This is a genomic window from Bradyrhizobium sp. Ce-3 (assembly GCF_022835695.1).
Classification (GTDB): Bacteria; Pseudomonadota; Alphaproteobacteria; order Rhizobiales; family Xanthobacteraceae; genus Bradyrhizobium.
The window spans coordinates 287,717-299,773 of sequence record NZ_BQUV01000005.1 but is presented as its reverse complement, the minus strand read 5'-3'; the positions used below and the strand labels follow the sequence as shown (position 1 = coordinate 299,773).

Here is a 12,057-nt window from a genome sequence, read left to right as displayed (position 1 = left end):
CTCCAACATCGGAAGATCAACTCGGCATCGGCGTACAGCATCCGGGCGTTGGCGGCGACTCAACTCTGCACACATCGGGCCAACACTTTGTCTTTGTTGAGATCGCGCAGGAAATTGCCGGCTGCCCCGCCGGGATATCATCCGCAGTCCTCAACATGCGCACGCAACGCGTATTCGACGTTGATCAGCGACCATATCAGCAGCCTGCGATTTTCCCGACCCTTGAGATGATCGTCGACCAGCTCCCTGATCGGCTTGGGATCGAGATAGCGATAGATCTTCGCCTGATCATCGAACAGGACGTTACGGACGAAGTCGATGCTTTGACCCTTGAACCAGCTTGCGTCAGGACCGGAGAAGCCCTGCTTTTCGCGTTCCACGACTTCCTGGGGGATGTGTTGCTGCATCACGTTTCGCAGCAGCATCTTGCCATCACGGGCCTTCTGGAAGTACCGGGCCGTTTTCCTGCCCAGTTCGTTTTCGTCCAGGGCCACGACTTCATCGAGCTTGCCGAGCTTCATTCGGACCGGCAGCTTCATGGCAAAGTCGACCAGATCGTTATCGAGAAACGGGACACGTGTCTCGAGCGAATGCGCCATCGACAGCTTGTCTTCCATTGTCAACAAGCCATGGAGAAACGTCTTGGCTTCCAGATAGAGCGAATGATTGACGTAATCCTCCGGGCGGGTCAGCCGCTCGGCGTGCTGATTGAACATGTCCCTGAAGATATCGCGGGTCGACACGCCCTGCACGTCGCTCCAGACCGGAGCGAAGACGCGCTTCAGCACGTTATTGGGCATCAGCCGTTGCCAGTACTCGTAGTACTTGTCGATATACTCCTCGAAGCTCTGGTTCACGACCGCGCGGTAGTAGCGCCAGGGGTAGCCGCCGAAGATCTCGTCGCCGCCGGTTCCCGCAAGGACGACCTTGTTGAACTTGCTTGCGAGTTGGGCGACGTAATAATTCGGATAGCTCTGCCCGACGCGCGGCTCTTCCAGATGCCACGCCAGCTTGGGCAGAACGCGCTCCATGTCTCCCGATTTGAGCACCATTTCGTAGTGCTCGGTTCGAAACAGATACGACATCCGCTCCGACGCGGCGCGCTCGTCGTAGTAAAGTTCGATGCCTGATACCGAGCTCAGGTCGAAGCCGCAGGTGAACGTGCGCATGTAGTTCAGCGACTGCGCCGCGATCGCGGTAATCGTGCCGGAGTCCATTCCGCCCGACAGATAGGCGCCGATATCCACGTCCGACACGAGCTGGCGTTTCACCGCCTGTTGAATCAGATGGTCGAGCTCGTCCTGATAGTCCGCCTCCGACCGGGCGGTTTCCGGCTCCTGAAAGTTGTAATCCCAATATCGCGTCAGTCGCGGCTGCGTTCCGGACGCATCCTCGGGCGACATGCTCAGATAGCAGCCGGCCGGAAGGATGCGGACACCCTTGAGCAGGGTGCGATCCGTGAAGAAATTCTGGAACGTGAAGTATTCGAGCAAGCCCTCGGAATCGAGCCGCGCGTCGAAGTTTGGAGCGGCACGAAACGCCTTCGATTCCGACGCAAACAGCAACTGGTTGCCGCCGAACCAATAATACAGCGGCTTGATCCCGTAGCGATCCCGCGCGAGCGTAAGCCTTCGTTCCTTCCGGTCCCACAGCGCAAAGGCGAACATGCCGTTGAAGCGCTGCAGGGCACCAAGCCCCCACGTCGCGATCGCCTGCAGCAGGACTTCAGTATCGCTGGTCGACCTGAAGACATGCCCCTGCGCTTCGAGCTCGGCGCGCAACTCCCGATAATTGTAGATCTCGCCATTGTACGAAATCACAAACCGGCCGTCGGCGGTTTGCATCGGCTGCGCGCCGGTCGGGCTCAGATCGATGATCGCCAGCCGGCGATGCCCGAGACCGATCGAACCATCGATCCAATGGCCTTCGCCGTCAGGACCTCGATGCGCGATCGCCTGCGTCATCGCACGCAGCACATCCGCGGCCACCGGCCGCCCATCGAGGTTAAGAATGCCCGCGACGCCGCACATGTCTAAATCCGCTCGATCCCGGACCGCAGGGACTTACTCAATGCCGGCCTTGGCGCGACGCCGCTCGACGCCGGCGCGATGCTTCGACCGCCATTCGATCAGCATCTGCAGGCCTTCGCGCAAATCGACCTCGGCGGTGAAGCCGATTTCTTCGGCCGCACGCCTGGTGGAGCCGACCCGATTGCGCACGAACGTCGCATTGCTCCGCGGCGCATACTGGATCGGCTGGTTCGACCCGGTCAGCTGCAGCAGCATTTCCGCGAGTTCCTTGAGCGACGTGCGCTCGCCCGTTCCGACATTGTAATAGCGGGCGACCGTATCAGCCGACATCGCGCAGATGTTTGCACGCGCGCAATCAAGCACCGACACGAAGTCGAACGCTTCCGAGCCATCTCCCAGGATGGTCGGCCCTTCGCCGCGGTCGATCGCATCGAGCATCTTCATGATCACCGCGATGTAGGCGCCCTGATAGTCCTGACGCGGCCCGTAGACGTTCATGTAGCGCAGGCCGACCGCTGGCAGGCCGTAGCGGTGACAGAATGCCGTCGCCATCGCCTCGCCGGCGATCTTGGTCGCCCCGTAGAAATTCTTGTTGTTGAACGGATGATCCTCGGTCATCGGCTCTTCCACGGCATCGCCGTACACCGAAGCCGACGACGAATAGACGAGACGCTTGATCCGGTTCGCGACGCAGGCTTCGAGCACGTTGAACGTGCCGCGGATGTTGGTGTCGAAGGCCGCTCGCGGAAATTCATGACATTGCAGCAGCCACAGCGCGGCAAAGTGGAACACGCCATCCTTGCCCTTCATCGCTGCGTCAAGGATGTCGGGTTGGCAGACATCGCCGCCCGCCTCGAATATCTTGACTCGTGGGTCGCTGAGGATCCGATCGAGGTTCTCGAGGGAACCGCGTGCGAAATTGTCGAAGATCACGATCTCGCCGACGTCGTGCTTCGCGAGCTGCTCGACCGCATGCGAGCCGATCAATCCAGCTCCGCCGATGACGAGGAACTTCTTGCCGTTGACTTCCAAGGCTGACCTCTTGGATTGAGTTTACGCTTTACCGCGAGCGGACTACATCGAGCTCGCGGCAGGGTTACGGTGATTGTTGGGACGCCGGACGAATGTCGTGGGGCCAACGGGTGCAAATCCCGTCGGTTGTAGCCTCAGCCTGCTGCACGCAACGGGGCCTGGGCCCGCAGCAGTTCCGCGATCTCGAACGCTGCCCGTCCCTGCCCGTAGTCGGTGATGTCGTTCCGCGCCAGATGCGCCGGACCTTTCCAGAGCCGGTTCCAGCCGTTCTCGACCGTCTCGGTCCACTCGGTTTCGTCACGCAGCGTCACGCACGGCACGCGATGAAAATAGGCTTCCTTCTGCAGGCCTCCGGAGTCCGTATACACGTCAGTGGCGTGGTGCAGCAGCTTGGCCATATCGAGATAGCCGACCGGGTCGATGATCCGCAGTCCTTCCAGGCTGACGCCCAGCCGCGAGGCGGCGCCCCTGGTGCGGGGGTGCAGCGGCAGCACCACGGTGCGTCCGCGCGACTGCTCCAGCAGGAACTGAACGACCTCACGGAGCCGCTCCGGATCGTCGGTATTCTCGGCGCGGTGCACGGTTGCGAGCGCATACTGCTTGGGTTGCAGCTGCAACTCGGTCAGGATCGCGGAGCCGGCCTCGGCCTTCTCCAGCGCGAACAGCGTGGCGTCGTACATCACGTCGCCGACGTGATGCACGCCCTTGACCACGCCCTCCGCCGCAAGGTTCGCGATCGCGGTTGCGGTGGGACAGAGGTGAAGCGTCGAGAGATGATCCGTCACGATCCGGTTCAGCTCTTCCGGCATCCGCCGGTTGAAGGAACGCAGCCCGGCTTCGACATGGGCAACGGGAATGTGGATCTTGGCCGCGGCGAGCGAACCGGCCAGCGTCGAGTTGGTGTCGCCGTAGACCACGACCCAATCCGGCTTTTCGGCAAGCAGGATCGGCTCGATTTCCATCAACATCCGCCCGGTCATGTCGCCGTGACCGCCGCCATTGATGTCCAGATGATGCTTCGGCTTCGGGATCGCCAATTCCTCGAAGAACAGGTCGGACATGTTGGCGTCGAAATGCTGACCGGTGTGAATCATCACTTCCGTCAGTCCATCCGTTTCGCGGATGGCCCGGCTGACCGCTGCGGCCTTGATGAACTGCGGTCGCGCGCCGACCACAGTGAGGATCTTGATCGACATCAGGAATACTTCGCGACGTCGGGCACATGCGCAATGTGATTGCGCATGCAGCCAAGAATGCGGCCGCGGTTTTCCTTCGTCCAGGCGATGGTGCGCCTGAGGCCATCCTCATGGGCGACGCTGGCAACGAAGCCGAGCTTTTCGCGCGCCTTCGCCGGATCGCCGAAGCGCTGACCCGACCGGTCCCAGTCACGCGCTGGCGTGAGGGCGATCGGGGTCTGGTTGCCGGCGATCGCATTCACCCGCGTCGCAAGATCGAGGATGCTGGTCTCGACGCCCGAGGCGAGATTGTAGATTTCGCCGGGATCACCGCCGAGCGCACAGGCCATCAATCCCCGTGCCATGTCTTCTACGAAGATGAAGTCGCGCGACGCGATGCCGCCGTTCTCGACCGGAAGGGCTTCGCCATGGAGCGCCTTCCAGATGAAGGTCGGGGTGACATTGCGCCAAACCGTGTGAACGGTGCCGCGCCAGCGGCCGGCCCCCAGGATTTCGCCCGGCCCGTAGACATTCTGGAACCGCGCCTTCACGAACGGCAGCTTGTACCGGGTGAAATAGTAGTTGCCGTACATCTCCCCGATCAGCTTGGAGATCGAATAGGGACTGTCGTGGTACAGCGAAACCGCAGCGTCTTCCTTCGTCGCCGAAGCGCCGTCGAAGGTCTTCTCGGCCACCGCGCAACCCGCCGCGGCATACACCACCTTCTGCAGCGAGCGGATGCCCTTGAGCCGTTCGAACAGCTTCAGGCTGGTCAGCGTGTTGTTGTCGTGATCCGCCATCGGATCAGCGATCGACGACTGGTTGCCGTGGAAGCACGCCAGATGAAAGGCGAAGTCGAGGTCATCGGGCAGTGCGGCGAGCACGGCATCATCGGTGATCGGACGCGATACGAACTGGATCCGGGGATCATCCGGCACGTTCGAGGCGTCGGCCGACAGCAGATTGTCGACGACAATGACCTTGGCCGGTGCTTGCTCGAGCAACAGCCGCACCAGGTTTGAGCCGACGAATCCGGCTCCGCCGACGACGAGAATGGTCGATCCGTTAAATGACGTCATGATCAGCTCTTGGGTGCCGCGAGGTGACTGTAAACGTCGCTCACGCCGTGGGCGTCGTACCACGCAAGCAGACGTCGAATGGTTTCATCGAACGGCACTTTGGCCTGCCATCCGAGGCGTTCGCGGGTCCGGCTTGGATCCGGAACGACGGACGGCACGTCGTCGTCGCCAACCGGCACCACCTTCACGTCGGGATCGGCCGGCAGTCCAAGGTGGGCACGCACGAGGTCGTAAATCTCCTTGATCGAGTGACCGATCCCGCTCGACACGTTGAAGACGCCGGTCGGCGCCTGCTCGGCCATCGCAAGATCGACCGCCGCCAGGAAGTCGGACATATCGAGGAAGTCGCGCTGCGCGTCGCTGCAGAAGCACCCCTGCCCGGCCTTCAGGCGCTTGTAGAAGGTCGGGATCGGACCGATCGCCAGACGGGGACCGGTCACATTGGCGAGTCGCAGCGACATGTAGGGCAGGCCGCTCATCGCCAGATATTGCTCGCCGGCAACCTTCGAGATTCCGTAGCTGGTGAACGGCCGCAGCGGGTGCTCGACCGGTATCGGTGTGGTTTCCGGCCGGCCATAGCACAGCACGGTCTGGAAGTTCAGGATCCGGCGCGCGCCGGCGGCACGTGCCGCATCGATCACGTTCACGGTGCCATCGACGTTGGTGACGACGTCTTCCCGCCAATTAGCCGGATCCTTGTAGGACGCCGCCGAATGCACGACATGTGTCGGCCGGAATTTCTCGAATGCCGAGGCAACGAGATTCCGGTCGGCGATCGAACCTTCAATCAAGCTCAGGCCGGGAAGCGCCGGCACAACCTCACGCTTGCCGGTGGCGAAATTGTCGATCACGAGGATCTCGTGGCCCTGCGGCAGCCAGTGCTCGATCAGGTTCGAGCCGAGGCAGCCTGCGCCGCCGGTGATGATGATGCGCATCTCGTGGTTCCGATCAGGTGCGGATTTCCGCACGCGCTTCCTTCAGGTGCGTATAGCCGCCGACGACGCCTTCCTTTTCCCAGCGTTCGACCGACAGGCGGGCGATCTCGTCGAGCGAGGTGAACTCGACGGCGCCGAAATCCTTGAACGTCCGCGACGGGTCGAGCAGGATCGAAGGCGCATCGTCCGGCCCGAGCGGCTTCACTTCCGGCTCCGGATAGTCGTTGATCTTCATCGCGCGCACCACGGAGTCGTACAGCTCCTTGATCGCGACGTCCTTGCCCGAAGAGAAGTGATAGGTGCCGCGGCCGACACCGTCGGCGGCCTTGACGACGACGCGGGCAAGATCACCGGCGTAGCAGAAGTCGCGACGCGCCGGGGTGACGAAGCACTTCTGTCCCTTGGCCAGCCGACCGTAGAAGATCGGCAGCGGCCCCGACACGTTGCGCGGCCCGATCACGTTGGCGAGGCGGAACGTCACCCATTCAACCCCGGAGAACTGCACGTAGTGCTCGCCGGCGGTCTTCGAGATCGCGTAGCTGGAATTGACCGGGTTGATCGGATGGTCGAGCGGGATCGGCGACTGCAGCGGCTTGGTGCCGTAGCAGAGCGCGGTCTGGAAGTAGATCAGGCGGGACACGCCGAAGGTCTTGCACGCCTTCGCGATGTTGGCGGTGCCGACCGCGTTCACCAACGCATCGCTGCTCCAGTCCTCCGGATCCTTGTAGGACGCCGCGGTATGGATCACGACTTCCGGCCGGAAGTCGGAGAACAGCTGATCGACCACGGCCGCATTCGCGATCGTGTCCTCGACCAGGGTCAGATTTGCATGCTTGGTGAGGTTGTCGGCCCGGCCGGTCGCGTAATTGTCGATCGCAACCACCGTGTCGCCGCGCGACAGCAGCATGTCAATGACAGTCGATCCGACCTGCCCGGCTCCGCCGGTTACAAATACTTTCATAGCCACCATCCAGATTGAGAAGTTTAAGCACTGACCATCGCGCGGAACTCGGCCGCCCGGTCATGAAACCGTTGGTGCCAGAGTTCCAGACTGAGAAGACCCCAGGTCTTTCGAGAGAAGCGGGATTGCCCGCCGAAGCTGGAAAGCACGACATCGCTGTTGAAGAACGGGCGATGCTTCGAGCGCTGTTCGCCGAAGATGTCGAGCACAAAGTCCTTCAGCTCGCCATCGAACCATTCCTTCAGCGGCACCGGGAAGCCCATCTTGTCGCGCCGCTGCAACAGCGCTTTCGGCAAGGTGTCGCGATACGCCGTCTTCATGAGCTGCTTCATCTGCCCGCCCATGAACTTGACGTCGGCCGGCACGGTGGCGAGAAACTCCACCAGCGGATGATCCAGCAACGGCACGCGGCTCTCCAGGCCGTGCGCCATGCTCATGCGGTCCTCGACCTGAAGCAGCGCCGGCAACAGGCACTTGAAGTCGAAGTGCGTCATCTTGTCGAAATAGGCTTCCTTCCGCACATTGTCCTGGTTGTTGAAAATGGCGCGGAAAGAATCGAACACAGCCTCCTTGTTCAGCGCGCTCCAATCGACCTCACCGACCATGTCGGTCGAACGATCGACCAGGCGGAAGTACCTGCGATCGAGATCCTCGAACAGGCCGTCGCGCCAGAACTCCTTGATCATCGGCTTGTATTCACGCAGCAGACCGAGATTGGGCACGATGGACTCGATCGTGACCACATAGTGTCCGCTCTGGTAGGTGCCGTCGACCGCCGCCTTGATGCATTGCTCGAAATAGGCGACCAGGTAGCGCGCATAGCCGCCGAGCAGTTCGTCGCCGCCCTGCCCGCCGAGCACGACCTTGACGTTCTTCGCCGCGAGCGCGGACACCATGTATTGCGGAAACGATCCGGGACCGGCGACCGGGAAGTCCAGATGGTAGATCACGTCGCCGATGCTGTTGCGGAAATCGGCGGCAGTGATGTCGACCATGTGAAGCGACATGTCAGCCAGATCCGTCACGGTCTTGGCGTAGCCGCTCTCGTCATAGCCGGGAAATTCGAGGAAGCGGCCATGGAAAGCGTCGCGGCTGCGGTGATCCAGCTTGGAAGCCATCAGCGCGACAAGGCTGGAGTCGAGGCCACCCGACACGTAACCGCCGACCGGGACGTCGGAGCGCAAATGCACCTGCATCGAGTCGGACAGCAGCTCGGTGAAGCGCCGCTCGAAATAGGCGGGACTGCGATCGAAATCGACATCGTATTGCACGTCCCAGTACCGGGATGTCATGACGTCGCCGCCCGCGAGCCGAAGCAGATGGCCGGGCAGCAGGGCCGAAATCCCCTTGAACAGGGTCTTCTTGCCGATCGTGTACTGAAACGTGAGATACTCGCTCAGCGCATCGGCGTCGGTTTCGATGTCGCTCAGGAACGGCAGCAGCGCCTTGGCCTCGGAGGCGAAGTAGAACACCCCCTGTTGCACCGTGTAGTAGAACGGCTTGATCCCGAAGCGATCTCGAGCGGCAAACAGCTTCTTGTTTCGCTCGTCCCAGATCGCAAAGGCGAACATCCCGCGCAGATGATCGACGCAGCGCTCGCCCCATTTGGCGTAGGCGGCGAGGATCACCTCGGTGTCCGAATGGGACTGGAACGTCCAGCTGTCCGCGAGCTGCTCGCGAAGCTCGATGAAGTTGTAGATTTCTCCGTTGTAGGAAATCACGGTGCCGTTGGCACCCTTCATCGGCTGGGCGCCGGCAGGCGACAAATCGATGATCGCAAGCCGGCGGTGGACCAGCCCGACGCTTCCGGCGTCATCGCTCCATTGCCCCGAGCCATCGGGCCCGCGATGCGCAATCAGGCTGCTCATCGCGTTGAGCGACGCGACGCGCCTTGCGACGGGATGACCGGACAGAGATGCAAATCCTGCAATGCCACACATGAATTCAGAGAACCTCGATATTCAAGATCGCTGCAAAGACACTAAAGCTATCCGCGAATTCTGCGCGCGAGTGACAGCATCTGGCGGACAAGCGTAACGATAATTGTGTGAAGGAAATTGGGTAGCAACCTGATTTCCTTCACATCCTCGATGTGATGCTGATGCGCCCGAAGAACGGCGCGGGTAAACGATTCCCGTAAGGCAAGCTCGTCTGTTACCGTACCGGTTGAGCTATCGCAATCAGGGAGTCGCCGGCCCTTCCTGACCGCGGCATCACGAACTTCCGCTAGCAGACCTGCCACGAAATTCCTATAGCGGAACTTCGGATCCTCGACCAAGGCACGGTAACAGGCCTCGATCCGCGCCTGGTTGGCGTCCTCGTCCTGCATCTGCTCGTAGACATCTTCGGCATTCGAGCAATCCGGCGCGAGCGCGATGTAGTGCTCACCCGCCTGCAGGGCTCCGGCGTATTTGCCGGGCGTCAGGATCTGACAGGACCGCGCGATCGCCGCTTCGAACAGACGCGGACCCGCTGCAGTGTAGGCGCTCCTCATATCCTGACCGGCAAAGCAGGCCTGCTCCAATTCCTCGAAGCTGGCCGCCGGGTTGCGCTGCAGCCGCCGCTCGACGCATTCCCGGATTTCCCCTCTGGCGTCCAGCAGCGAACTTCCGCTCTCGCAGCCCAGGGTGAACTTGCTGTTGCCGAGAAACTGGAGCCAGGCGTCGCCAACGAGGGCGTCGCGCGCCTGCGTTGAGATATCCAGCTTCAGCTGGCGATCGGCCATGCTGGAGCGGAAGCGATCGCCCAACTCGGTCTTCAACTGACCAATCCTGCCATAATACGCCGGCAGCGCCCTGGCCCTGTAACCGACGTCGATCTCCCGGTTCTTGAACGGGACGGCAAAGCGCTGCATCAGGCCGACGTCGGCGTCGTCAACGTATCCGGTAAGCGCCTCGAGTACCCGGGCATGCTTCCGCGCGCGAGGATAGAACTCCGCATGCTGATCGTAGCAGACGGAATAGATGAGATCGACGTTCCAGCCCGACAGCCAGTCGTCGAGTATTTCGGCATGGTCGTATTCGTCCTGCGGCAGCGCCACCTTGACCGCATCCGATTTCGCGACGAAGTCGTAGGCATCGAGGATCCGATCCAGCCACAGCGATTTCGGCCTCGCCCATCTCCAGCACAGAAACGTGGTGTCGAGAATGATCGCGTCGAAGACCTGTTCACGGAGGCGCGCAGTGACGGGTTGGCGCGCGCTGTGCAGCGTATATTCGTGCTGAGGCGCATATTTGACGAGTGCGAACGCGTGATTGATCGACGTACGCCGCGCCGAGCCAAGATCGTCGAGTTCGTGCAGGATCAGGATGCGCACGATCGAAGATTAACCCTGCATCCGGCAGCGTGGGACGGCAAAAGTCACGCATCGATCCCGATCAGGCGACGAATCCTCGTGTGCCGCAAAACGATCCGTTTCGCCCAACGACGAAGCGGACCCGGCGTCAGGCGCGCCACATGGACGACGCTCTTCGCTGCAACGATCTTCACGATGACGACCAGACGGCGGCGCACCGTCTGGTTCGCCATCTGCTTCGCCTTCTGCTTCGCCTTCCGTATCACCTTCTGGACCAGCTCCCGCCGCCGCATGCGGCGCTTTTCGCGCTCGAGCAACGCGACGATCTCGCCTTCGGCATAACACCGTTTCGTTGCCGCCATGTCAGGCTGATATCGACGGTCGATGGCGAGGTCGACCTGCCGGACCATTGCCTCGAAGCTGTTGTCGGGATTGAGCGCAACCTCACGATAGGCCCGATCGACGATCTCCTGCGCCCGCACCGGATCGTGCAGCACCTCCATGACCTCGGCCATGTTGGAATGATCCTTTTTCAGCGGCACATAATGCTGCCAGGGCTCAAGCCTTCCGGAATAGGTGCCCTCGTACAGGATCATCAATGTTCGCAGCGCGGCCGCCTCGAAGCATCGCGGCGAGATGACGGCAAGGATGACCCGATTGTCCTCATCCTTGAAATAAAGATCGCGCAGCGTTTCGAAGCTCGCCGACGGGTCGCGCGCCAGATGCTGATCCACGTTGCGCTGAATCTCGCCGGTGAAATCGCAAACGCTGGCACCACTCTCGGTGCCGAGCACGGCCTTGCAGTTGGCAAGGAACTTGATCCAGTTCTCGCCGTAGATGCGGTCTTCCTCGCGCGTGGACATGTCGCAGGTCAGTCCGTACGGGGCGGCATCCGCTTCGAACCGACCGGCAATCAGCCACTTCTCCTGGGCAAAGCTTCCGAGCCAGTCAGGAACCTTTCTCGCGCGGTAACCGACATCGATGGATCGATCCTCGAGACGCGGCACCTTCCGATCGAGCAAATCGCCCGGAACGTAGCCGGTGAGCACGGTTTCCCGGACCACATTCGGCAGCCGATCCTGCGGATAGTAGTCGTCCATGATCTCCTGCGGGACGACGCTGAACAGGATGTGGACGCCGAGCTGCCGGAACGCGGCCATCGTGTCGTTGATCCAGCGATACTCGTCCTGGATGAAGGCCGCCTTCAGCCCCCTGAACCTGCAGATGGCGGCCCGCAGATTGGGGCCAATATAGGTGTCCATGCAGGCGACGAGGGAATAGTGGATGATGACACCGTCAAACCGCTCGAGCTCAAGCACATCGGAGACGTCCCCCCTCGAGTTGAAGATCTGGATCGAGTGCCTGGAGAACTCCTTCAGGCCCATGACGTGGTCGATGATCGTGGAGGCGCTGCCCGGCATGAAATCGCAGAGCAGCAGAAAATTCAGACGCCGAATATTGGGCGCGTTGACCGCAGTGAGCGGAGAGACCGGATGGGTGACTGGAATCATCTGGGTTAACTGAAGGTTGGTTTGAAAAAAAACGCTGGT

Annotated in this window: 9 protein-coding genes; all 9 read right to left on the bottom strand. The window is 61.4% G+C overall.

Features of this window, described 5'->3' with window-relative positions; all coding sequences use genetic code 11:
• Nucleotides 1-137: 137 nt before the first annotated feature.
• The 9 genes from asnB (BRSPCE3_RS19330) to BRSPCE3_RS19290 all read right to left on the bottom strand — a co-directional run bounded on the left by asnB (BRSPCE3_RS19330) (nucleotide 138) and on the right by BRSPCE3_RS19290 (nucleotide 12,018).
• The gene (gene asnB / locus BRSPCE3_RS19330) at nucleotides 138-2,030 is read right to left on the bottom strand and encodes an asparagine synthase (glutamine-hydrolyzing) (RefSeq protein ID WP_244067668.1); all 1,893 of its coding nucleotides are present in this window, start codon (nucleotides 2,028-2,030) and stop codon (nucleotides 138-140) included.
• Nucleotides 2,031-2,063: 33 nt separating this feature from the next.
• Entirely contained in the window at nucleotides 2,064-3,062 is a 999-nt protein-coding gene (locus BRSPCE3_RS19325; RefSeq protein WP_244067667.1) for an NAD-dependent epimerase/dehydratase family protein, read from the bottom strand.
• Nucleotides 3,063-3,196: 134 nt separating this feature from the next.
• Complete coding sequence (gene wecB / locus BRSPCE3_RS19320) at nucleotides 3,197-4,258, bottom strand: non-hydrolyzing UDP-N-acetylglucosamine 2-epimerase (RefSeq protein WP_283843142.1); 1,062 nt, start codon at nucleotides 4,256-4,258, stop codon at nucleotides 3,197-3,199.
• Nucleotides 4,258-5,316, bottom strand: coding sequence for an NAD-dependent epimerase/dehydratase family protein (locus BRSPCE3_RS19315; protein WP_244067666.1), 1,059 nt, complete (start codon nucleotides 5,314-5,316; stop codon nucleotides 4,258-4,260). Before BRSPCE3_RS19315 ends, wecB begins: the two co-directional genes overlap by 1 nt.
• A 2-nt stretch (nucleotides 5,317-5,318) precedes the next feature.
• Complete coding sequence (locus BRSPCE3_RS19310) at nucleotides 5,319-6,251, bottom strand: NAD-dependent epimerase/dehydratase family protein (protein WP_244067664.1); 933 nt, start codon at nucleotides 6,249-6,251, stop codon at nucleotides 5,319-5,321.
• Nucleotides 6,252-6,264: 13 nt separating this feature from the next.
• Nucleotides 6,265-7,212: an NAD-dependent epimerase/dehydratase family protein gene (locus BRSPCE3_RS19305; protein WP_244067662.1), complete on the bottom strand. Its 948-nt coding sequence runs from the start codon at nucleotides 7,210-7,212 to the stop codon at nucleotides 6,265-6,267.
• 23 nt (nucleotides 7,213-7,235) lie between these two features.
• Entirely contained in the window at nucleotides 7,236-9,152 is a 1,917-nt protein-coding gene (gene asnB / locus BRSPCE3_RS19300) for an asparagine synthase (glutamine-hydrolyzing) (protein WP_244067661.1), read from the bottom strand.
• Between the two features lie 47 nt (nucleotides 9,153-9,199).
• Complete coding sequence (locus BRSPCE3_RS19295) at nucleotides 9,200-10,528, bottom strand: hypothetical protein (RefSeq protein ID WP_244067659.1); 1,329 nt, start codon at nucleotides 10,526-10,528, stop codon at nucleotides 9,200-9,202.
• A 44-nt stretch (nucleotides 10,529-10,572) separates the two neighbouring features.
• Nucleotides 10,573-12,018: a hypothetical protein gene (locus BRSPCE3_RS19290; RefSeq protein ID WP_244067657.1), complete on the bottom strand. Its 1,446-nt coding sequence runs from the start codon at nucleotides 12,016-12,018 to the stop codon at nucleotides 10,573-10,575.
• Nucleotides 12,019-12,057 lie beyond the last annotated feature (39 nt).